The 21,369-nt window shown below is 71.3% G+C and carries 22 protein-coding genes; 6 read left to right on the plus strand and 16 right to left on the minus strand.

Annotation, left to right across the window (positions count from 1 at the left end):
• Positions 1 to 1,084 precede the first annotated feature (1,084 nt).
• Positions 1,085 to 1,843, minus strand: a complete 759-nt coding sequence (locus HEB94_RS46045; protein ID WP_192755678.1) for a phosphoglyceromutase — start codon at positions 1,841 to 1,843, stop codon at positions 1,085 to 1,087.
• 61 nt (positions 1,844 to 1,904) lie between these two features.
• Between HEB94_RS46045 and HEB94_RS46050 the strand changes: the two genes are divergently transcribed.
• The gene (locus tag HEB94_RS46050) at positions 1,905 to 2,366 is read left to right on the plus strand and encodes a hotdog fold thioesterase (protein WP_192755679.1); all 462 of its coding nucleotides are present in this window, start codon (positions 1,905 to 1,907) and stop codon (positions 2,364 to 2,366) included.
• 2 nt (positions 2,367 to 2,368) lie between these two features.
• On the opposite strand, the gene HEB94_RS46055 is transcribed toward HEB94_RS46050, so the two are convergent.
• The gene (locus tag HEB94_RS46055) at positions 2,369 to 2,860 is read right to left on the minus strand and encodes a type III secretion system chaperone family protein (protein WP_337918441.1); all 492 of its coding nucleotides are present in this window, start codon (positions 2,858 to 2,860) and stop codon (positions 2,369 to 2,371) included.
• Between the two features lie 53 nt (positions 2,861 to 2,913).
• Between HEB94_RS46055 and HEB94_RS46060 the strand changes: the two genes are divergently transcribed.
• Positions 2,914 to 3,552, plus strand: a complete 639-nt coding sequence (locus HEB94_RS46060) for a TetR/AcrR family transcriptional regulator (protein WP_192755680.1) — start codon at positions 2,914 to 2,916, stop codon at positions 3,550 to 3,552.
• Positions 3,553 to 3,630: 78 nt separating this feature from the next.
• Complete coding sequence (locus HEB94_RS46065; RefSeq protein ID WP_192755681.1) at positions 3,631 to 4,680, plus strand: acyltransferase family protein; 1,050 nt, start codon at positions 3,631 to 3,633, stop codon at positions 4,678 to 4,680.
• A 24-nt stretch (positions 4,681 to 4,704) separates the two neighbouring features.
• Here HEB94_RS46065 and mshA read toward each other — a convergent pair whose 3' ends face one another.
• The 10 genes from mshA to HEB94_RS46115 all read right to left on the minus strand — a co-directional run bounded on the left by mshA (position 4,705) and on the right by HEB94_RS46115 (position 12,693).
• Entirely contained in the window at positions 4,705 to 5,952 is a 1,248-nt protein-coding gene (gene mshA, locus HEB94_RS46070; protein ID WP_202896897.1) for a D-inositol-3-phosphate glycosyltransferase, read from the minus strand.
• A 137-nt stretch (positions 5,953 to 6,089) separates the two neighbouring features.
• Complete coding sequence (locus HEB94_RS46075; RefSeq protein ID WP_192755683.1) at positions 6,090 to 6,596, minus strand: O-acetyl-ADP-ribose deacetylase; 507 nt, start codon at positions 6,594 to 6,596, stop codon at positions 6,090 to 6,092.
• A 2-nt stretch (positions 6,597 to 6,598) separates the two neighbouring features.
• Positions 6,599 to 7,063, minus strand: coding sequence for a DUF6069 family protein (locus tag HEB94_RS46080; protein WP_192755684.1), 465 nt, complete (start codon positions 7,061 to 7,063; stop codon positions 6,599 to 6,601).
• A gap of 51 nt (positions 7,064 to 7,114) precedes the next feature.
• The gene (locus HEB94_RS46085) at positions 7,115 to 7,861 is read right to left on the minus strand and encodes an alanyl-tRNA editing protein (RefSeq protein WP_192755685.1); all 747 of its coding nucleotides are present in this window, start codon (positions 7,859 to 7,861) and stop codon (positions 7,115 to 7,117) included.
• Between the two features lie 95 nt (positions 7,862 to 7,956).
• Entirely contained in the window at positions 7,957 to 8,679 is a 723-nt protein-coding gene (locus tag HEB94_RS46090; RefSeq protein ID WP_202896898.1) for an alpha/beta fold hydrolase, read from the minus strand.
• Positions 8,680 to 8,867: 188 nt separating this feature from the next.
• Complete coding sequence (locus tag HEB94_RS46095; protein WP_202896899.1) at positions 8,868 to 9,197, minus strand: DUF2516 family protein; 330 nt, start codon at positions 9,195 to 9,197, stop codon at positions 8,868 to 8,870.
• Between the two features lie 436 nt (positions 9,198 to 9,633).
• Positions 9,634 to 10,320, minus strand: coding sequence for a hypothetical protein (locus HEB94_RS46100; protein ID WP_192755686.1), 687 nt, complete (start codon positions 10,318 to 10,320; stop codon positions 9,634 to 9,636).
• A 1-nt stretch (position 10,321) separates the two neighbouring features.
• Entirely contained in the window at positions 10,322 to 10,750 is a 429-nt protein-coding gene (locus HEB94_RS46105) for a helix-turn-helix domain-containing protein (protein ID WP_192755687.1), read from the minus strand.
• A gap of 114 nt (positions 10,751 to 10,864) precedes the next feature.
• Entirely contained in the window at positions 10,865 to 11,857 is a 993-nt protein-coding gene (locus HEB94_RS46110; RefSeq protein WP_192755688.1) for an asparaginase, read from the minus strand.
• Between the two features lie 11 nt (positions 11,858 to 11,868).
• Entirely contained in the window at positions 11,869 to 12,693 is an 825-nt protein-coding gene (locus HEB94_RS46115; protein ID WP_192755689.1) for a beta-keto acid cleavage family enzyme, read from the minus strand.
• A 35-nt stretch (positions 12,694 to 12,728) separates the two neighbouring features.
• Here HEB94_RS46115 and dtd point away from each other — a divergent pair, with 35 nt between their 5' ends.
• Complete coding sequence (gene dtd, locus HEB94_RS46120; protein ID WP_192755690.1) at positions 12,729 to 13,154, plus strand: D-aminoacyl-tRNA deacylase; 426 nt, start codon at positions 12,729 to 12,731, stop codon at positions 13,152 to 13,154.
• Positions 13,155 to 13,157: 3 nt separating this feature from the next.
• Positions 13,158 to 14,606 (plus strand): adenylyl-sulfate kinase, encoded by a 1,449-nt coding sequence (cysC, locus tag HEB94_RS54030; protein ID WP_192755691.1) that lies wholly within the window; start codon positions 13,158 to 13,160, stop codon positions 14,604 to 14,606.
• Here the strand turns inward: cysC and HEB94_RS46130 are convergent.
• Together HEB94_RS46130 and HEB94_RS46135 are read right to left on the minus strand one after the other, a co-directional pair.
• Positions 14,566 to 15,804, minus strand: coding sequence for a Bcr/CflA family multidrug efflux MFS transporter (locus HEB94_RS46130; RefSeq protein WP_192755692.1), 1,239 nt, complete (start codon positions 15,802 to 15,804; stop codon positions 14,566 to 14,568). The genes cysC and HEB94_RS46130 overlap by 41 nt on opposite strands.
• A 151-nt stretch (positions 15,805 to 15,955) precedes the next feature.
• Complete coding sequence (locus HEB94_RS46135; protein WP_192755693.1) at positions 15,956 to 17,296, minus strand: M20/M25/M40 family metallo-hydrolase; 1,341 nt, start codon at positions 17,294 to 17,296, stop codon at positions 15,956 to 15,958.
• Positions 17,297 to 17,428: 132 nt separating this feature from the next.
• On the opposite strand from HEB94_RS46135, the gene HEB94_RS46140 reads away from it, so the two are divergent.
• On the plus strand, positions 17,429 to 18,334 hold the full coding sequence (locus HEB94_RS46140; protein WP_192755694.1) for a TSUP family transporter: 906 nt from the start codon (positions 17,429 to 17,431) through the stop codon (positions 18,332 to 18,334).
• Positions 18,335 to 18,389: 55 nt separating this feature from the next.
• Here HEB94_RS46140 and HEB94_RS46145 read toward each other — a convergent pair whose 3' ends face one another.
• Together HEB94_RS46145 and HEB94_RS46150 are read right to left on the minus strand one after the other, a co-directional pair.
• Complete coding sequence (locus HEB94_RS46145) at positions 18,390 to 20,534, minus strand: RecQ family ATP-dependent DNA helicase (protein WP_192757118.1); 2,145 nt, start codon at positions 20,532 to 20,534, stop codon at positions 18,390 to 18,392.
• Positions 20,535 to 20,763: 229 nt separating this feature from the next.
• A complete protein-coding gene (locus tag HEB94_RS46150; protein ID WP_192755695.1) occupies positions 20,764 to 21,180 on the minus strand; it encodes a sterol carrier family protein in 417 nt (138 codons plus the stop codon).
• Positions 21,181 to 21,369: the final 189 nt, after the last annotated feature.

The raw sequence follows: 21,369 nt of genomic DNA on the forward strand, positions 1-21,369 counted from the left end.
CGAGGGCAGGGCAGGTCTTGTCCGGGACCCGGCGCGGGGTCCAAGGGAAAACACGGATTCGTCTTTCCCGCCGACGGCGGAGCGTCAGGAGTAGCTGTTACCAGTGCGCGGGCACCTCCGCCGACGACGAGGTGTTCCGAAGCTCGAGTCGCGCGCGGAGAAGGAGGACGTGGACTCCATGGCAGGGCAGGAAGCCGGATCAAGGCACCGGGCACACCACAGCACGCAGGGACGTGCGCGTGAGGTCCAGGCGAGTCTGTCAGCGCGTGGGCATGGCGGTGCCACACCGTCGCGCGTCAGTCTCGCTGTCCGGGCGTGAAGAACCCACTCAGGTGGCTTCTAGCAGGGCCACAGGGTCCGGCGTATCCCTCTCCACACGAGGCTCTCAGGCGCCCGTGCTGGGAATCCCTGTCACAAGATGGAAGGGAAGAAGTAGGCGGGGACGTGCGGGTGGTACCGCACCGCAGCTCGTTGGGGAAGGATCTTGCGAAGCGTCCTAAGTGACGCTGACATGGCGCGCACGCACCTCGACTGCAGCTGGTGGGCTGGTAAGGAGAGAGTGAAGGAATCTGGAACTACGTCGTCCCCGATGCCAGAAGGCTAACCGTGCGGTGCGAGGGGCGCGACCGCTTTCCACATCATGGACGGCGGCGCGACCTCCACCACTTGGCAGGTCGAAGATTCCAACACCTGAGCGTTGCCCGCGGTTGCGCCACGGCCCGCACGTTTTCGAACTTTTCCTGACGGGGTTGGTCTCCGCGCGTCGACCAGCGCGTTCGCGCCAACACCGGTAGTGATCACCGTGGTCGACGCTCCTGGCACGCGTGCATGCGCACCGCGGAGGTAGCCGAACCAGACCACCTTCCCTCCTGCGGGCGGGTTCCGTCATCCGCGCGGAGTGAAACGCACGACACAACTGAGGATCTCCGCGAGCGCCGCGCGGTCGTCGTCTGATGATCAGAGCACGATCTCCCGTCTGATCATCAGACGGGAGAAGGGCCGGTCCGCCCGATCTTCGTGGGCGGTCACACCGGAACCGTCCGCCGACCTGGACACGGCCGGCGGACGGGGTGGCGTCAGAGCCTCAGCGGCGGCCCTGGTTCTTGACCGCCTCGATCGCGGCGGCGGCCGCCTCCGGGTCGAGGTACTCGCCACCGGTCTTGATCGGGCGCAGATCGTCGTCGAGCTCGTAGAACAGCGGGATGCCGGTCGGGATGTTGAGGCCGACCACCGTCTCGTCGTCGATCTTGTCCAGGTGCTTCACCAGGGCGCGCAGCGAGTTGCCGTGCGCGACGACCAGTACGGTCTGGCCCCGGCGCAGGTCGGGAACGATCGCGTCGTACCAGTACGGCAGCATCCGGGCCACGACGTCGGCGAGGCACTCGGTGCGGGGAAGCAGCTCGGGCGGCAGGTCGGCATAACGGGCGTCGCCGGCCTGGGAGAACTCCGAGTCGTCGGCCAGCGGCGGCGGGGGCGTGTCGTAGGAGCGCCGCCAGATCATGAACTGCTCTTCGCCGAACTGCTCCAGCGTCTGCTTCTTGTCCTTGCCCTGGAGCGCGCCGTAGTGGCGCTCGTTGAGCCGCCAGCTCCGGCGGACGGGCAGCCAGTTGCGGTCGCAGACGTCCAGCGCGATCTCCGCGGTCCGGATCGCCCGCCGAAGCAGGGACGTGTGCAACACCTCGGGGTGGATCCCCCGCTCACGGAGCAGCTCACCGCCGCGGCGCGCCTCCGCCTCACCAGCCGCGGACAGGTTGACGTCGACCCAGCCGGTGAAGAGGTTCTTGGCGTTCCACTCGCTCTCGCCGTGGCGAATCAGGACCAGTCGCTTGGACGCTGTGCTCATGCGCCCGACTTTACCGAGCGAAGCTTGGAGGCCCGTACACCGGAAGGGTTGACTTGGCCGCGTGACGAACCGCTTACTCCCCGATGACCCGGAGGCCCTCCTCCGGCTCGGTCGGGAGCTCCTCGCCGCGCAGTCGTTCAGCACCCTGCTCGGGGCGCGGCTGGACGTGTTCCGCCCGGGGTACGCCGAGCTCTCGGTGCCGCTCGGCCCCCAACTGCTGCAGCAGTACGGCCACGCGCACGGGGGCGTGACCAGCTACCTCGCGGACAACTCCATGAGCTTCGCCGGTGGCTCGCTGCTCGGCCCCGCCGTGGCGACGGCGGAGTTCAAGATCAACTATCTCCGGCCCGCCGTGGGTGAGCGGATGGTCGCCACCGCGACGGTGGTGAACGCCGGCAGCCGGCTCGCCGTGGTGCGGTGCGAGATCGGCACCTCCGACGCCCGGGAACGCACGACCCTCTGCGCGCTCGCCCAGGGCACGATCATCACCGTCGCCGGCGGCGAGGTGCTGGTCGAGGGCTGACCTCAGCCCTCCTCGGGAGCGAGTCGGCGGAACGCCTCCAGGTTGGCCGTCGACTCACCCCGCGAGGTCCGCCACGCCCACTCGCGCCGGATCGCGGTCGCGAAGCCGAGTTCGAGCAGGTGGTTGAACGACGAGTCCGCCGCGGAGAGGACCACACCCAGCACTCGGTCGATCTCCTCCGGCGTCACGGCGCCCAACGGCAGCTTGCCGGTCAGGTGGATGTCACCGAGATGATCCACGGCGAACGCCACGCCGTACAGCCGTAGGTTCCGCTCGAGCAGGAAGCGGTAGACCGCTTCGTGGTTCTCGTCCGCCCGGCGTACGACGAAGGCGTGCACGCTCACCGCCTGCTGCCCGACCTCGAGGACGCAGGTCGTCGTCAGCTTCTGCTCCCCCGGCAGGGTCACCACGAACGTGCCTGGTCGCGCCTCCTCGTGCCGCGCGTCCAGGTCGGCGAGGGCGGCCCGGATCACGCCGGCAGGGTCATCGCTCACCAGCACACCGTAACGGTTGACTGCTCACTGACCACCCGTGCTAACTTTTGACCATGCGGTCAGAAAAGCAGCCGGACGGTCAGCCCGCGGCCGAGGCCACGCCGCGCTCCTTCATCGAGGAGGCACGACGGACGCAGATCATCGACTGTGCGATCGACACGATCGCCGAGGTGGGCTACGCGGGCGCCTCGCTGTCGCGGATCGCGCAGCGGGCGGGGATCAGCAAGGGCGTGATCTCCTACCACTTCGCCGGCAAGGACGAGCTGATCGAGCAGGTCGTCGTCCACATCTACGCAGTCGGTGGGGAGTTCATGTGGAACTCCCAGCTCAAGGACGCCACGGGGCCCGTCGAACAGCTCCGGGCCTACATCTCGGCCAACATCGAGTTCATCGCGACGCACCGCAAGCAGATCGCGGTCGTCACCGAGATTTTCATGAGTTTCCGCGACAAGCAGGGGCGACCGAAGTACGACGTCGCGGCGGAGGAGCCGGTGTTCGCTCCCCTGATCGAACTGCTGCGCGGCGGCCAGGAAGCCGGCGTGTTCCGGACCTTCGACGTTCGGGTGATGGCGCTCGCCATCCGCCGGCTCATCGACGGAACCGTCGGCGAACTCCTCGCCCACCCAGACACCGACGTGTCCGCCTACATCGACGCGGCCGTCGACCTCTTCCACCACGCCACCCGAAAGTGACGCCATGACAACCCGGTCCGACACGTCGAGAACCTGGGAGGTCGTGGCGCGGCGAGCCCGTGGTGGTTCGGACACACCGTGCTGGCCCACCACCTGGCCATCACCTACGGCAACATCCCCGCGTGGACCTACCTGGAGCCGCCGAGCAACCCGGCCGAGGGTGCGCCACTCGACCTCCTGGTCGGGCTGAACCAGGTGTACTTCATGGGGTTCTTCTTCCTGCTCTCCGGCTACTTCACGCCACGCTCGTTCGACACCAAGGGCGCGCGGCGGTTCTCCCTCGACCGGTTGCGTCGGCTCGGGATCCCGCTGCTGGCGTTCCTGTTCCTGCTCCGCCCGCTCTACACGCTGCCGGCATACTTCGCGATCGCGCCGGACGAGCGCCCGTCGTACGCGTTGTACTACGTCCTGAGCTTCGACCCCGGACCGCTGTGGTTCGTCGAGGTGCTGCTGGTCTTCGCGCTCGGCTACGCGCTCGTTCGCACCTGGCGGCCGGCTCCCGCGAAGGTCGTCGACGAACAGGCGCGTCCGCCTCGCATCTGGGCGGTTCTGGGGTACGGCGTCGCGCTCGGCGCGGTGTCCTTCCTCTGGCGGATGCTGGTGCCGGTCGGGACGTACATCCCGGTCGTCGGGCTGCCGAGCGCCGCCTACCTGCCGCAGTACCTCAGCCTGTTCGCGGTCGGCGTCCTCGCCTACCGGCGGAACTGGTTCCACCGGCTGCCCGGCTCCTACGGTTGGCTCGGTGGCGCGGTGATGCTGGTCGCGAGCATCGTGTTCCTCCCGTTGATGAACCTCGATGCGAGCGCCGGCCAGTCGGCCGGGGGCAGCGCCGCCCTCGCCCAGGCGATGTGGGACGCGCTGTTCTCCGTCGGCGCCATCCTCGTGCTGTTCACGGTGTTCCGGCGGTTCCTCGACCGGCGTGGGCGGCTGGGCGGGTTCCTCGCCCGTAACGCGTTCGCGGTCTACGTCATCCATCCGGTCGTCCTGGTCGCGATCGGGGTCTCCCTGCGCGGCCTGGACCTGAACCACCTGCTGAAGTTCGCGCTCACCTTGGCGATCGCGGTTCCCGTGACCTGGCTGCTGGCGGCGGCGGTCCGCAGGTTGCCGGTCGCCCGGGGCGTGCTGTGAGGACTCCGGACGGCCCGGCCCGGGTCAGCGTCCAAGGACCCTGACCGAGTGTTCCGGCGGCGCGAGCGCGGCAGCGTAGATCTCCAGCGTTCGCGCCGCCGTCACGGCCCAGCCGAACCCCTGCGCATGCTTCACGCCGCCCAGACCCAACCGGGTCAGCTGGGCGGGGTCGCCCAGCAGCTCCTCCAGGACCCTGGCCCACTCCCGTGGATCGTGCCCGTCGACGAGGATGCCGGAGTCACCGTCGGACACCGCGGTCAGCAGCCCGCCGGTGGCGGCCGCCACCACCGGCGTACCGCAGGCCTGCGCCTCCAGGGCCACCAGACCGAACGACTCGTTGTACGACGGAACCGCCACCAGCGTCGCGGCGCGATACCACTGGGCGAGCTCGGCCTGGCGTACCGGCGGGACGAACCGCACGTTGGCGGCGATGCCGAGGTCGGCGGCCAGGTCGGCGAGCGCATCTGGCGCGGCCGTCCCCGACCCGCTCGGCCCACCGACCACGGCCACGACCAGCCGATCGCGCAGCTCCGGCCGCAGCGTGAGGAGCTCCGCCGCCGCCCGCACCAGAACGTCGGGTGCCTTGAGCGGCTGGATCCGGCCGACGAACATCAACACCACCGCGTCCTCGGGCAGCCCGAGCAGCCGACGGGCGGCCAGACAGTCCCCAGGGGTGAACACCTCCAGGTCCACGCCGGGGTTGACCGTGACGACGGAGCGCGGGTCGGCGTCGTACATCTCGATCAGCTGGCGGGCCTCCTCGTCGGTGTTGGCGACCAACCAGTCGGCCGCCTCGACCACCTGTTCCTCGCCGATGATCCGGGCCCGCGGCTCGGGCTCGTCCCCCGCCGCGAGGAGGGCGTTCTTCACCTTTCCCATGGTGTGCATGGAGTGCACCAGCGGGACGCCCCAACGCTCCTTCGCGAGCGCACCGATCTGGCCGGACAACCAGTAGTGGGAGTGGATGAGGTCGTACCACCCGACCTCGTGGTCCGCCTCCGCGCGCAGGACGCCGCGGGCGAACGCGCACAGCTGGGCGGGCAGCTCGTTCTTCGCCAGGCCCTCGAACGGTCCGGCCACGACGTGCCGCACCCGCACACCCGGATCGGCCTCCACCACCGGCGGCAGGTCACTGCGCGTCGCCCTGGTGAAGATCTCCACCTCGATGTCGAGTGCCGCGATCCGGCGGGCGAGCTCGACGACGTAGACGTTCATCCCACCGGCGTCGCCGACGCCGGGCTGGTCCAACGGGGACGTGTGAACGCTCAACATCGCCACCCGCCTCGGCCGGGTCCTGTAGCGCACCCCGACGCACCTCCTCGCGGCTCTGAGCACGAAACGACGCGCCCGCTCGGGTCGGTGCTGCGATTGTGCGGGCCAACCAACGACAACCTCCGACCGGCGCTCGGTCATTCCCCGCTGTCCGACATCGCGCGCGAAAACGCGGCATAGACGGGCGCGGTGAAGAGGACGAAACGTACCTCCTGCACCCGGGTGGGCGTGTTGCGGACGATCCGGACAGCGGTTTCGGCGGCGTCGTCGAGGGGCCAACCGAACAGACCGGCGGAGATCGCGGGGAACGCCACGCTCGCGGCTCCCAACTCGTCGGCGACGCCGAGGGAGTTGCGGTAGCAGGAGGCGAGCAGGGCCGGATCACGCTGGCCGGCGTTCCAGTTCGGTCCGACAACGTGGATCACCCAGCGGGCGGGCATGTTGCCGGCGGTCGTCCAGCCGGCCTCGCCGGTCGGCACCCCGTCGGGGTAGCGGCGAACGCACTCCTCGAGGATGGCCGGCCCGCCGGCGCGGTGGATCGCCCCGTCCACGCCTCCTCCGCCCCGCATCTGGCGGTTGGCTGCGTTCACCACCGCATCGACCCGCTGCGTGGTGATGTCTCCCTCGATGAGTAGGACGTCCACGCTCACCTCCGACTCGACGCGCCGTGGCCGACGCCGTTCAACAGGGACAGGACGGCGATGCCCACCACGAGGTTGATCGCGCCGGTGACGAGCTCACTGGTCAGGTTGGCGGAGGCCAGAAACGGTACGACCACGCCGACGACCGTGGTCAGCGCGACGATCCAGGAGAAGAACAGCAGCGGGCGTGGTGCCGCGATGAGCAGGACGTGCAGGAGACCGGTCGCGGCGACCGCCGCGACGGCTGCTGTCACGGCGTAGGCGAGCGTGGTCGATTCGCCGAGTTCGGCGCCACTCAGGGGCGGAACGACGGAAATGTGAGCGAATGCCCGGACGACGACGAGACCCACGACCACGACCAGTGCGGAGACGAGCGCCGTGGCGACACCACCGGCCCACAGCCGTCCGGCGTCCACAACAGGGGCGCGGTCGTGCTGCGTCGTCAGCGACGGTCTGCGATGCTCGGTCATGGCGGTTCCAAGACCTTCATAGTCGCACAGGAGCGACGCTCCGGAGGCCGGTCAGGGAGCCAGCCGGATGCGCACCCGCCGGAAGCCGCGGCCCTTGTTCTCCACCTTGGCGATCTCGATCGCGCCGATGCTTCTCGTGGACGCGACGTGGGTGCCCGCGTCGGCCTGGACGTCGAGTCCGGTGATGTCGACGAGACGGACGACCTCGACCTCGGGCGGGACGAGGTTGGTGGCGGTGCGGATGATGTCGGGCAGGGCGAACGCCTCGGCCCGCGGCAGGACCCGCACCTCGATCGCCCGGTCGGCGCTGACCTCGACGTTGGCGGCCTCGGCCACCCGGTCCCGGAACCCCTCGGGCAGGGAGTCCAGGTTGAAGTCCAGCCGGCCCTCCAGCGGATTCATGTTCGACCCGGTGATCAGCGCGCCGTAGTCGCGGAAGACGACTCCGCCGAGCAGGTGCAGCGCCGAGTGGGTGCGCATGAGTGCCGTCCGCCGAGCGTCCTCGACCGCTCCTCGTACGGGCGTTCCGACCGGCGGGATCGGGTCGTCCTCGTGCGGAAGGAGGGCGAGGTCGTCACCCTTGCGGACTCCGACGATCCGGGTCCGTACGCCGCCCCAGAGCAGGACACCCTCGTCCGGTGGTTGCCCGCCCCCGCCGGGATAGAACGCCGAGCGGTCCAGCACGATGCCGCTCTCCGGTGCGGAGTCCAGGACCGTCGCGTCCCACTCCCGGACACTCTGGTCGGTCAGCTCGAGCCGCTGCGTACGGCCGTGACGATCGATCTCCGCGCTGGTCATGAGAACACGCTAGCCGCGGTGCTCGGCGACTCCACGCACCACGGCGGCGAGTGTCCGCGGTCCGCCGCCCAGGTCGTGCCCGCGGGAGGCGCACCCTAGCCGTTGAGAAACGCGGTGATGCGCTCGCGCACCTGCTGGCGGTGCGCCCACAGGAGGCCGCCGGGCGGGAAGAGGCTCAGCTCGCCGCGCGGGAACGCGGCCGCCACCTCACGGGCCACCTCCGCCGGGTGCGCCTCGTCTCCGGCCTGACCGATCACGAGGACGGGGACGACGCAGCGGGCCAGGACCTTCCGGTCGGTCAGCGGAGGCTGTCGGGAGAAGGCCCGCACGATCTGCGCGAACGGTGTACCCGCCAGCGCCTGCGCCCGCTCGCGTGACCAGGCCACGACGTCGGGCCGGCTCCGCGCGACCTCGGGCTGCAGGTCGCGCAGGGCCCTCGCCAGGCCGTCGTGGTCCCGGCGGTCCACGAGGTCGGCGGCCGCGTGCATCCGGGCTACGACGGAGTCGGGGCGGGGGGTGTCCAGGCTGGCGGGGAGCAGGAGGACGACGCGCTCGAACCGGTCAGGTGTGTCCGCGAGCAGGCGCAGGATCGCGCCCGCGCCGAGGGACAGGCCGGCCGCCCGGGTCGCTTCGGTGTCATCGGCCACCATGCGGAGTTCGGCGGCCAGGTCGGCGTGGCGCCACCGCTCCGGTGGTGTCTTCGTGGCGGGCAGCGCGCCGCCGTGACCGCGGAAGTGGAAGAAGGCACGGGTTCCGCGGACGCCACTGCCGAAGGGGCGCGTCTCCGCGATGGAGCCGGCCAGTCCGTGGGCGAACACCGTGACGGGCCGCCCCGCGCCCGTCAGGAGTGCTTTCGGACGGGGTGGGTGCGGCCCGGTTGACGGCTGTGCGAACGACTCGGTAGACGACCCGGCGGGCGGATCAGCCGGGGGTTCGGGTGGCGGAGGGGCTACGGGGGGCATCGCGGGCGTCGGGTGTGACGGGGGCGGAACCGGGGCGTCCCGGCTCACCAACCGCCGTAGGGTCCGTCGTTGCGGCCGCCGCGCTGGCCACCGATCTCGCGGACGGCCGGGCGGACCCCGACCACGTAGACCGCGGCGGCGATGGTGCCGGCGATGTTGAAGATGCTGAGCGGCGACCAGAACTGCGGGATCAGGTGGATCAGCAGGGCGAGCCCGGTCAGGATCAGCCACAGCGGCTTCGTCTGCTTGTTGACGGCCGGGAAGGCGTCGGTCGGACGCATCACCGCGTCACCGAAGGCGAACGCCTTCAGCACCAGCAGGACGACCCAGAGAGCAAGCTCCACGTAGCCCACGATCGAGATGGGTTCGAACACACCCCGAGGGTAGCCGCGATTCGGTCATCAGTGGTGTCACCTGGCGTCAGTCCCGGATGGGTGCCGGTCAGGATGGCCGCTTCAATCCTGACTCGCGAGACATTTCCGGGCGCCATGATCCTGGACAGCCTGGACGTACGTCACCAAGCGGTCCGGCAGTGGACGCGGGGTCAGGCCACCGCTCAGGTCGCTCCGCGCACGCTCGGGACACACCGCGATGGTGCGCCGGCCGATCGGCGATCACCGGTGGTAGGCGACCGTGTCGCACACGTGTCCACGGGCGCACCGCGGGGCACTGGTACGACGTCGAGGCACGCGGGGGCATGCCCCACCGCCGCGACGACGGGCGGGGCCGGCCGGCCGTGGGGCAGGCCGGCAGGACGGCGTTCGCCCCGGGACGCCGCCCGCCCTCGCCTCGGACCAGCCGGTTCAGGCGTCAGCTGTTGGTGGACGTCGACGTGGTGGACGACGCCATGCTGGGGCTCGTGCTCGGCGCGGTGCCGGCGTTGGCCCGTGAGCTGTTGTTCGTCGAGGTCGACTTCGCCGCCGAGCCGCGGGTGCCGGTGCTCTTGCGGGTTCCCGCCGTGGACGACGAGGCCGTCGAACGGCCCTTCGTGGCGGAGCGCTTGCGGGTGGTCGACTTGCTGGTCGAGCGGGCCGACTTGCTCGCCGACTTGGTCGTCGACCGGCCACCGGCCGCCTTCGACGTCGAGCGCCCACGGCCGCTCGAGGACGAGGAGCGCTTGATCTGGCGGCCGTTTTGGCCACGCAGGTGGACGACGACGTTCTGGCCACGCTCGGCAAGGTCGCCGTAGGCGTCACCGGCCTGCATCCAGGCGGACTGGATGACGGCCTGCGCCCGGTCCGACAGCTTCTCCGCCTGGGTGCGGATGTCGTTGGTGGCGCTGCGCAGGACGACGCTGAGAGAGTCCGCGCCTTCCTCGATGCGATCCTGCATGCGGTCGGAGACGACGGCCGGGTCGGTGTTTTCCAGGGACGAGATCTTCTCCGAGGCCATCCGGGAGAACTCGCGGATCTTCTCTACGGCCAGGTCACCGGCGCCGGCCAGCACGTAGAGCGGACTGGCGGGCTCGCTGTGGTTCTTGCGAGTGGTGCGGGGCATTTCAATCCTCCTGACGGGCGTGTCGGACCGCCCGGTTCTGGGTCGTGCTCTCGCGTTCCGGCTCACTGGTCTCTTCCTCATCGGCCTCGCGGCGAAACGACGAGTAGATGTCGAGCAGGACCCGCTTCTGGCGTACGGAGAGATTCGGGTCGGCGTGAATGGCCATCTCGACCGAAATGTCCTCCCGCTCCCCACCCTCCGTGGAATCGAGCAGTCCAGCCCGGACGTAGAGCACCTCTGCCGATACCCGCAGCGCCTTCGCGAGCTGTTGGAGCACTTCCGCGGAGGGCTTGCGCACGCCTCGCTCGATCTGGCTGAGGTATGGGTTGGAGACCCCAGCGAGGTCGGCGAGCTGCCGCAGCGAAAGCTCCGCGTTGCGCCGTTGCTCCCGCAGGTAGTCACCAAGTGTGCCGATCGACCGAACCTTCATAGCTCCAGTCTGCTTGCAAAAGTTAGCACTCGCAAGCCACCAGCTACCGCATGTTCGCGCTATCCCGGAGTCCGGGATGGAGGGATGGGTGTCGCGTGGGTAGGCCGCGGGGCGTCAGATCCCGACGGCTCGGATCTCACCGACAGGAACGCCACCGCCGTGGAGCACGGTCGCCGCCTGCGCCTCGACCACCGGGTTGGTGACGCCGAGCCGGCGCAACAGTGCGGACATCACGACCGGGCGGGCCCGCTGTGCGCCGTCCTCGATCTTCAGGGCAATGGCCCGACCGTCCGCGAGCGCGACGGCGTAGCAGCCCTCGGCGCCGCCCTTACCGAACAGTCCGGGCGTGGCAGCGATGAGGGCGGCCTCGTCGCGCTTCGTGCCGCTGGTGAAGGCCGGGTGCGCCTGCACCGCCGCGACGATCCGCGCCTCCGGAGATCCCGCGGGGGCCGCCACCATCGCCTGGAACGCCCGCGCCAGTCCGGTGAGGCTGAGTGCGAAGAGCGGCGCACCACAGCCGTCGACGCCGCTGTGTGCGATCTTCTCTCCGGCGAGCTCCTCCACCGTGTCCTTGATCGCCACCTGCAGCGGGTGCCGTGGGTCGAGGTAGGTCTGCGTCGGCCAGCCCGCGGCGACGCAGGTGGCGAGCATGGCCGAGTGCTTGCCCGAGCAGTTCATCGTGATCGGCTCGGGGCCGATGCCGGCCAGGATCCGCACGCGTCGTGCGTCCTCGTCGACGGGCAGCTCGGGTGGGCAACGCAGGGCCGACTCGTCGAGCCCCGCACCGGCGAGGATGCGGCGGGCGCCCTCGACGTGGAACGCCTCACCGGAGTGGCTCGCCGTCGCCAGCGCGAGCAGCTCACCGTCGAGGTCCAGACCGTTGCGCAGCATGGCGGTCGCCTGCATCGGCTTGTTGGACGAGCGCGGGAAGATCGGCGAAACGGCGTCACCCAGCGCGAACGACGTCGTACCGTCCGGATCCAGCACCACCACCGAGCCCCGGTGCCGGCACTCCACGAACCCGGACCGGACGACCTCGGCCAGGACGGGCAGCGACTCAGGCGCTGATGCGGTCGACGACTCGAGCGAGGATTCAGGCGCGGACACGAGGCCGAACACTACCCGGGCTTCACGTTGAGAAGCTCCCGCGCGTCTTCCGTCGTCATCGGCGGCCGCTGGGCGAGCCCGGCGAGCTGGGCCGCTCGCTCCACGAGTTCGACGTTGTGGCGTACGGGCCGGCCGCGGGCGAAGCTCCTGGTGTCCTCCATGCCGACCCGCAGGTGGCCGCCGCAGCTGAGCGCGGCGAGCGCGACCGGCAGTGTCGTACGCCCGATCCCGGTCGCCGACCACGAGGTCACCACGTCGGGGAGCGCCTGGACCACCGCCACCAGCGTCGGCGCGTCACCCGGCATGCCACCGGGGACGCCCATGACCAGGTCGCAGTGCACCTTGCCGCCCGCCGGGAGGCCGTAGGTGTCGAGGAGACGGTGGAGCGCCGCCACGTGGCCGAGGTCGAACAGCTCGAACTCCGGCACGATGCGCAGCTCCTGGGTGCGTTGGTAGAGCTCGGTCACGAACGGCCAGGGGTTCGCGAACACGTCGTCGCCGAAGTTGACCGTCCCCATGGTGAGCGAGCAGGAGTCCGGATCGGCGTCCAGAACCCGCAGCCGGTCCTCGAAGGAGTCGGTCACCGCGCCGCCGGTGGACAGCTGGACGACCAGGTCGGTCTCGGAGCGGACGGCGGCCACGGCGGCACGCAGCCGGCCGAGGTCGAGGGTCGGCCGATGCTCCGCGTCGCGGATGTGCAGGTGGATCATCGCGGCGCCGGCCGCCTCGCAGCGGCGGGCGGTCTCGACCACTTCGGACAGCTTCGTCGGAAGCGTCGGACAGGCGCCCTTCGTGGTCTCCGCTCCTGTCGGGGCCACCGTGATCAGGGTCGGCATAGGTCGCATCCTCGCAGAGCCGGAACAATAGGGGGATGCGTGCGGTGGTGCAGCGTGTCTCCCATGCCAGTGTCGTCGTCGACGGCGAAACTGTGGGCGCGATCGACAAGCCGGGACTCCTGGTCCTGCTCGGCGCGACCCACACCGACAGCCCGGCCGAGGCCGAGAAGCTGGCCGGCAAGATCTGGGGCCTGCGAATCCTCGACGGCGAGCGGTCGTGCTCCGACGTCGGCGCTCCCCTGCTGGTGGTGAGTCAGTTCACCCTGTACGCCGACACCCGCAAGGGCCGCCGCCCGTCCTGGTCGGCGGCCGCGCCCGGTGAGGTCGCCGAACCCCTCGTCGAGCACTTCTGCACGACCCTGCGCGGGCTCGGCGCCACCGTCGAGACCGGTCGGTTCGGCGCGCACATGGACGTCTCGCTCGTCAACGACGGCCCGGTGACCCTGATCGTGGAGGTGTGAGGCGTGAACACTCGTGCGGATCTGGAGTCCGCCGCCGATCTTCCCAGCTGGGCGCCCTCGCCCAGGGAGTACGACGACCTCGCGCTGGCGCTGGACGGGATCCTCGCCGAGATCACCGTCGTGGCCCCGCCCGACGCCGTTCCGGCCGCCGCGGGGGTCACGGCCGTCGACCTCACCGACCTTGAGGGGACGCCGGTGGCCCGGCTGTCGGTGAGGAGGAGCGCGCCGGTCGGACGTACCGTCGGACCCGCCGACGCGGTGTCGCCGGCTGACGCGGTGTCGCCGGCTGACGCGGTGTCGCCGGCTGACGCGGTGTCGCCGGCTGACGCGGTGTCGCCGGCTGACCCTGCCCCCGGCCCGGAGCGGTGGGCCCTGACCGGCCCGGTCACGCCACTGCGTCCTCGGGAGGACGGCGTGTTCCGGCACCTGCACCGCAGCCCGGCGCAGGTGCGCGCGGACCTCACCGGGGGCACCTGCGCCGGGACGGTGAAGGTCGCGGCCGTACCCGTCGACGGTCCACTCGACACGGCGACCCTGAACCGCCTGGCGGAGACCACGGCGGCCTACGACGCGGTCGTGCTGCTCCCGCTGGTCGGTCTCGGATCACCGCGCGGCGTGTCCGCCCACACGCTGGTCCGCGTGACCGCGGCGGCCGCGGGGCTCCTGCCCACGCGACCGCTGGTCGTACCCGTCCACCTGGCCGCGCGCGCCGACGCCGACGAGGACGCCGCGCTGCGGCTCCTGGTCGCCTCGGCGTACGGCGAACCCGTCGAGGTGGCCGACCACTCCGACGGCGGGGACCCGACGACCTGGACCGACCTCGGGCGCTACCCCGCCCCCGTCGCCGACCTGCTTCGGGCCGAACACCCGCCCGCGCACCGACGCGGGTTGGTCGTCTTCTTCACCGGGCTGTCGGGGTCGGGCAAGTCCACCCTCGCCCGCCAGCTCCACGACCTGGTGCTCGAACGCGGCGACCGGACCGTGACGATGCTCGACGGCGACGTCGTACGCCGGATGCTGTCAGCCGGGCTCGGCTTCTCCCGTGCGGACCGAGAAGCCAACATCGCCCGGATCGGGTTCGTCGCGGCCGAGGTGGCCCGGCACGGTGGCGTGGCCATCTGCGCGCCGATCGCCCCGTACGCCGGCACCAGGAACGACGTACGGCGCATGGTCGAGGCGGCGGGTGGCGTGTTCGTCCTGGTGCACGTGTCGACCCCGCTGGCCGAGTGTGAACGCCGGGACCGCAAGGGTCTCTACGCCAAGGCGCGCGCCGGCCTGATCAAGGAGTTCACCGGGATCACCGACCCGTACGAAGTCCCCACCGACGCCGACCTCGCGCTCGACACGTCCCACCTCAGCGTCGACACCGCGACCAGCGCCGTGATGGACCTCCTCACCGCACGCGGGTTCCTCACCGCACCCGGGCGGGCCGGGTCGCCGGACCAGCCGTGAGCGTCACCCGGGCCGCCAGCCCGATCGCCACGCAGCCCGCCACGACCACCGCCATCGGCAGCGCCGACCTGACCTGCACCACCGTGACCAGCGGCCCGACGACCGCACCGATGACGAACTGCAGGGTGCCGATCAGTGCGGACGCCGTGCCGGCCGCCTCCGGGTGCCGGGCGAGACCGAGCGCCATCGCGTTCGGGCCGACCATGCCGAAGCTCGCGATCGCGACGAACAGCGGGACGAGGACGCCGGGCACGCCGGCCGCCGAGGTCGCCGCGCCGACGACCAGCAGGACCGCGCCGAGCAGCGAGATCAGCTGGCCGGCCGCCAGCAACCGGTGCGGGTCGATCCGGCGTACCAACCGGCCGTTGGTCTGGGAGAACACCATCAGCCCCACGCCGTTGGCGCCGAACAGCAGGCCGTAGACCTGCGGGCTGATGCCGAACACCTCCTGGTAGACGAACGGCGAGGCGGAGATGTAGGCGAACATGCCCGCGAAGCCGAACCCACCGGCCAGCGCGTACCCGAGGAACGCGCGGTCGCGGGCCAGCCGGGCGTAGGTGTGCAGCGCGTCGTTGATCCCGCCGACCCGGCGGCGTTCCGGCGCCAGGCTGTCCCGCAGCCCGAGCAGGACGGCGAGGAAGAGCACCACCCCGAACGCCGCGAGCACGCCGAACAACACCCGCCAGCCGCCGAACCGCAGCAACTGGCCGCCGACGACCGGCGCCAGGATCGGGGCGAGCCCGGTGACCAGCAGCAGCATCGAGAACAGCCGGGCGACCTCCCGGCCGGAGACGAGGTCCCGGACGACCGCGCGGGCGACCACGATGCCGGCCGCCCCGGCGAGGGCCTGCAGCAACCGTCCGGCGATGAGTACCTCGATGGTCGGCGCGACCACACACACCACGGAGGCGAGGACGTACGCCGCCAGGCCGACCAGCAGGGGCCGTCGCCTCCCCACCGCGTCGGAGATCGGGCCGACCACGGCCTGGCCGACGGCGAGCCCGACGAGGGCCGCGGTGAGGGTGAGCTGGAGCAGCGTTTCGCTGGTCTCCAGCTCACGCGTCATCCGCGGGAGGGCGGGCAGGTAGAGGTCGATGGTCATCGGGCCGAGCGCCGTCAGCCCGCCGAGCAGGACGACGAGACCGGCCGCGATCCGGCGTGGAACCGCGGGGTCCGGCTGTGACGGAACGGGCGACATCGGGGCAGTCTGCACGTTCACCGCAGCAGCGCGGAAGCAGTGGTTCTTCCGGCGTACGGCGAACACGTCACGATACGGACAGGGTCGGCCTTCGTTCCGACGCTCGCGGTGGTGACGACGCCGCGAGGGTGACGACGCCGCGGAGCTTGCCCTAGCGGTTCGCGAGCTTGGCGAGCAGGAGCGTCTCCGCCACGCAGGCCTTCTCGAAGTCGCCGAGGTGCAGGCTCTCGTCCGTGCCGTGGGCCCGGCTGTGCGGGTCCGCCGCGCCGGTCACCAGGATCGCCGCCGCCGGGAAGGTGTCGGCGAACTCCGCGATGAACGGGATCGAGCCGCCGATTCCGACGTCGACCGACTCCCGTCCCCACACCTGCGCGAAGGCTTCCCGGGCCGCGTCGTAGACCGGGCCCTCCGCGTTCGCGGTGTAGGGCTGCCCGACGTCGCCGGGTGTCACGGCGACCTGGACGCCCCACGGCGCGTGGGAACGCAGGTGCTCCATGAGCGCGTCCAGGGCCTTCGAGGCGTCGTCGCCCGGCGCCACCCGCACGCTGACCTTCGCGCGGGCGACCGGGATCAGTGTGTTGGACGCGTCGGCGACCCTGGTCGTGTCGATCGCGAGGACGGTAGCCGTCGGGGCGGACCAGATGCGCTCGGAGATGGTCCCGGTCCCGAGCAGCTGGACTCCGTCGAGCACGGACGCCTCCGCCCGGAAGCGCTCCTCGGGGTAGTCGACGGTGGGAGCCGGTGCCCGCCCGAGCCCTTCGATCGCGACGTTTCCGGCCTCGTCGTGCAGGCTCGCGAGGAGCCGGCACAGCGCGGTGAGCGCGTCGGGGGCTGCTCCGCCATAGACACCGGAGTGCACACCGTGGTCGAGCGCCCGCACCTCCACCACGCAGTCGGCCAGGCCGCGTAGCGTCGTGGTGAGCGCGGGAACGCCGACGTCGAAGTTGGCCGCGTCGGCGAGCACGATGACATCGGCGGCGAGCTGGTCGCGGTAACGCTCCAGGAAGGTGCCGAGGGCCGGCGACCCGATCTCCTCCTCGCCCTCGACGAAGATCGTGACACCGACCGGTGGCCTGCCCTGGTAGGCCCGGATCGCGCCGAGATGGAGCGCGATGCCCACCTTGTCGTCGGCGGCACCCCGACCGTAGAGACGTCCGTCACGCTCGGTCGGCTCGAACGGCGGGCTGGTCCACTGCGCCGGGTCACCCGTCGGCTGGACGTCGTGGTGGGCGTAGAGCAGGACCGTGGGCTGACCCTCCGGCGCGGGGAAGTGCGCCACCACGGCCGGTTTGCCGCCTTCGACCTCGAGGATTTCGACGCCGGTCGCCCCTTCGGCGCGGAAGAGTTCGGCGGTCACCTCGGCGGTGCGGCGTACGTCAGCGGCGGCGCCGGGGTCGGCGCTGATCGACGGGATGCGGATCAACCCTTCGAGCGCCTCGCGGACGCCCGGGAGAACCGCGCGAACTGCCTCAGCTGCGTCAAGTTCGGTCACGATCCGGAAGCGTACGCCGTTCCCGGTACGCCCGTCTGTCTCCACATGTGGACAGACCTTCGCCTGATCCGGGTCCCAACTTCTAGCCTTCTTCTCTACTCAGGCGATAGGAAATATGGGAAGGGTGGGGACGTGCGCAAGCTCGTGCTTCTCGCGATCGTCGGGCTGGCCGCCCAGCTCGTGGACGGCAGTCTCGGTATGGCGTACGGCGTCACCTCGACGACCCTGCTCCTCGCCACCGGCGCCGCACCGGCGGCCGCGTCGGCGACGGTTCACCTGGCCGAGATCGGCACGACCCTCGTGTCCGGCGCCTCGCACTGGAAGTTCGGCAACGTCGACTGGAAGGTCGTCTTCCGGATCGCCGTGCCCGGCGCGATCGGCTCCTTCGCCGGGGCGACGTTCCTGAGCTCACTGTCCACCGACAGCGCCGCGCCGATCATGTCGGGCATCCTGCTCGCCCTCGGCGTCTACATCCTCATCCGGTTCACCGCCTGGGGGACGCCGCGTGGCCGCCTCGGCAAGCCGGTCCGGAAGCGCTTCCTCGCCCCGCTCGGCGTCTTCGCCGGCTTCGTCGACTCCACCGGTGGCGGCGGCTGGGGGCCGGTCGCGACGCCGGCCCTGCTCGCCAGCGGGCGGATGGAGCCGCGCAAGGTCATCGGCTCGGTCGACACCAGTGAGTTCCTGGTCGCCGTGGCCGCCAGCATCGGTTTCCTCATCGGCCTCGGGGGCGAGGGCATCCCGGTCGGCGGCGTCATCGCGCTTCTGCTCGGTGGCCTGATCGCCGCGCCGATCGCCGCCTGGCTGGTCCGACACATCCCGAGTCGCATTCTCGGATCGCTCGTCGGTGGCCTGATCGTCCTGACGAACGTACGGACGATCCTGAACTCCGACTTCCTGAACGCCTCGTTCGCCGTCCGCACGGCTTCCTACATCGTCATCGCGGTCGTCTGGGCCGGCGCCATCGCGTGGTCGCTGCGGGCCTACCGGGCCGAGCGGGCCGAGGTCAAGGCCGCCGAGGCCGAGCCCGTCGCCGCCTGAGCGCTCGGGCGCTTGTCGCTGAAGCCTGGTCGCTGATCGGGGCGTCGGACCTCGATCAGCCGGCCATGGCGAGGGCGAAGGGCAGGACGTCGCCCGCCCCCGCCTGCCGCAGTGCCCGTGCCGCCACGGTGACGGTCCACCGCGAGTCGACCAGGTCGTCGACCAGCAGCACCGGCGGGGCTTCCCCGAACTCGGCGCGCAGCCCGGCCAGTGCGTCGCGCAGCTCCGCCCCGACCCCGAGGCGTTCCCAGACTCCGGCGAGCCGGAACGCGCTGTTGCCGCCGGGCGAACCCGTCGGTCCGCCACCCACCGGCTCGACCGCCCCGAGCAGCGGGAGCCGGCCGATGCGCGCCAGCCCCTCCGCGACCGAGGAGACCAGCCGCGGGCGCTGCCTGGAACCGAGCAGCACCACACCGGCGGGTCGGTGCGCCCAGTCCCAGGTGCGGAGGACGTCGACGCAGGCGGTGAGGACGGCGTCGGGGGCTGGCTGGTCCTCGCTCCCGGGCGCGAGGAGTGAGCGGAGTCGCTGGCCCCATCCGAGGTCGGTCAACCGCGCCACCGCACGCCCGACCTCCGCGCGTTCCTCCGGCCGGATCTTGCCGCGGACGGGGACGCCGAGCCGGTCCATGCCGCTCGGCCACATGGCGCGTGGCTCGATCTCGACGCCGACCTGCGCGAGCTTCCCGGCCGCGGCGTCCTGCGCCCCGGCAGGAACGTCGGTGGAGTACCACGCTTCGGCACACCGGTCGCAGCGGCCACAGTCGGTGGCGGTCGGATCGTCGAGGGCGCGCTGGAGGTAGGCCATCCGGCACCCGTCGGTCGTCTCGAAGGCGAGCATCGACTTCGCCTCCGCGTCGCGTGTCTGGGCGACGCGGGAGTAGCGCTCCGCGTCGTAGACCCACGGCTGACCGGTCGCCTGCCAGCCACCGGAGACCCGGAGCACAGCCCCCTCGACGTCGAGCACCTTCAGCAGCAGCTCGAGGCGAGTCCGGCGGACGTCGACGACGGCCTCCAGGGCGGCGGTGGACAGTGGCCTGCCGGCGTCGCCCAGGGCGGCCAGGACGGAGTCGGCCTGCTCCTGGCGTGGCATCGACGTGGTCGCGAAGTAGTGCCAGATGTCGGCGTCCTCGACGCCGGGGAGCAGCAGGACGTCGGCACGGTCGGTGGCCCGGCCGGCGCGGCCGATCTGCTGGTAGTAGGCGATCGGGGACGAGGGCGCGCCGAGGTGGACGATGAAGCCGAGGTCGGGCTTGTCGAAGCCCATACCGAGGGCGGAGGTGGCCACCAGCGCCTTCACCTCGTTGCGGCGGAGCGCCTCCTCCGCGTCGCGGCGTTCGGCGTCGTCGGTGCGTCCGGTGTAGGAGCGCACCGCGTGGCCGGCGTCCCTGAGCAGACTCGCGACGTCCTCGGCGGCGGAGACGGTGAGGGTGTAGACGATGCCGCTGCCCGGCAGGTCGTCCAGGTGGGAGGCCAGCCAGGCGAGCCGCTGCGCGGCGGTGGGGAGCCGGAGGACGCCGAGGCGCAGACTGTCGCGGGCCAGCGGGCCGCGCAGGGTCAGGACCTCACCGCCGCCGAGCTGCTCGGCCACGTCGGCGACCACGCGGGCGTTGGCGGTGGCGGTCGTGCCCAGGACCGGGGTGTCGGCGGGCAGCTCGGCCAACAGGTCACGGATGCGCCGGTAGTCGGGCCGGAAGTCATGGCCCCAGTCGGAGACGCAGTGCGCCTCGTCGACGACGAGCAGGCCGGTGCGGGCGGCCAGATCGGGGAGCTGCTCGGCGCGGAAGCGGGGGTTGTTGAGCCGCTCCGGACTCACCAGGAGGACGTCGACCTCATCGGCGGCGAGCGCCTTCAGGATGTCGTCCCATTCCTGGGCGTTCGCGGAGTTGATGGTGACCGCGCGGATGCCCGCCCGCTCGGCCGCGGCCACCTGGTCGCGCATCAGCGCGAGCAGCGGGGAGACGATCAGCGTGGGTCCGGCGCCCTGGGCGCGCCGCAGGGCGGTCGCGACGAAGTAGACGGCCGACTTGCCCCACCCTGTCCGCTGGACGACCAGGACGCGTCGCCGGTGGGCGACCAGCGCCTCGATCGCCTCCCACTGGCCATCGCGGAAGTCGGCGTCGTCGCGCCCCACCAGGCGGCGCAGGTGGCGGTCGGCCTCCTGGCGCACGGCGCCGGAGGGCTCCTCGGGCTGCTGGGACATCACTTCGCCGACCGTAGCGGAGGACACCGACAGCGCCTCGAACCCGGGGCTGGCCGGGGCGGCGGAAGGAGGGCATGGAAAAACCCCCGCGTCGGGGGGTATCGCGAGGGCTTTTCCAGATGGCTTCGGACCACCGAGGATCAGACGGGGGTGCCCATTGGTCGGTTCCCTCTCCGCCAAGATTCTTCCGCAGTTTTTTTCGCGCTCGCCGCGGCGGCGTCGGGACCCGTCAGCGACCGCTCTCGGAGGAGGCGTCGGCACGGTCGCCACCGGGCCGCAGCGGGAGGTAGGTCGACAGGTCGGAGCGCTCGCCGCTCGCCCTCAGCGCACCCGAACCGCGCGCGTCCTCCCAGCTCATCCGGCCCGAGCTGAGGAGTACCCAGGTCACCGGATCGGTCTCCACCACGCCCGGCGGCGTGCCCCTGGTGTGGCGCGGACCGGGCACGCACTGGATCGCGGCGTAGGGCGGCACCCGCACCTCGACCGAGCGTCCGGGCGCCCGCGCGAGCAGAAGGGCGAGCGAATCGCGTACGACCAGCCGCAGGTCGTCGGGCTCGGGCCGGTCTCCGGCGTCGAGCGCAGCGAGGACACGGGCGAGGGCGGCCGCCGCCTCCGCAGGATCGGCGGGTCGCAGACGTGCTGGCACCGAACGAGCTTAGTCGCAGGCCTACGGAGGTAGGTCTCCCAGTGCTGGCCAGGACACCGCCACGCGACCGGACGGCACGGGCCGTTCGGAGTTCATCCAGGACCTGATCGGGGGTCACCTACGGGCCGGACGGTGTTCGGGCGCGTTGGGGACCGTCGAGATGCCCTGCTCCGTCGAGAGTTCGAGCCC

Origin of the sequence: Actinopolymorpha pittospori, from assembly GCF_014873875.1 — a bacterium.
Classification (GTDB): Bacteria; Actinomycetota; Actinomycetes; order Propionibacteriales; family Actinopolymorphaceae; genus Actinopolymorpha; species Actinopolymorpha pittospori.

Coding starts and splice junctions, on each gene's coding strand:
- mshA (WP_202896897.1), bottom strand. CDS start 5,952: ATGTTGAGCGTTCACACGTCCCCGTTGGACCAGCCCGGCGTCGGCGAC.
- HEB94_RS46115 (WP_192755689.1), bottom strand. CDS start 12,693: ATGCCGACCCTGATCACGGTGGCCCCGACAGGAGCGGAGACCACGAAG.
- HEB94_RS46085 (WP_192755685.1), bottom strand. CDS start 7,861: ATGACCAGCGCGGAGATCGATCGTCACGGCCGTACGCAGCGGCTCGAG.
- HEB94_RS46145 (WP_192757118.1), bottom strand. CDS start 20,534: ATGTCCCAGCAGCCCGAGGAGCCCTCCGGCGCCGTGCGCCAGGAGGCC.
- HEB94_RS46130 (WP_192755692.1), bottom strand. CDS start 15,804: ATGTCGCCCGTTCCGTCACAGCCGGACCCCGCGGTTCCACGCCGGATC.
- dtd (WP_192755690.1), top strand. CDS start 12,729: ATGCGTGCGGTGGTGCAGCGTGTCTCCCATGCCAGTGTCGTCGTCGAC.
- HEB94_RS46060 (WP_192755680.1), top strand. CDS start 2,914: ATGCGGTCAGAAAAGCAGCCGGACGGTCAGCCCGCGGCCGAGGCCACG.
- HEB94_RS46100 (WP_192755686.1), bottom strand. CDS start 10,320: ATGCCCCGCACCACTCGCAAGAACCACAGCGAGCCCGCCAGTCCGCTC.
- HEB94_RS46045 (WP_192755678.1), bottom strand. CDS start 1,843: ATGAGCACAGCGTCCAAGCGACTGGTCCTGATTCGCCACGGCGAGAGC.
- HEB94_RS46105 (WP_192755687.1), bottom strand. CDS start 10,750: ATGAAGGTTCGGTCGATCGGCACACTTGGTGACTACCTGCGGGAGCAA.
- HEB94_RS46080 (WP_192755684.1), bottom strand. CDS start 7,063: ATGACCGAGCATCGCAGACCGTCGCTGACGACGCAGCACGACCGCGCC.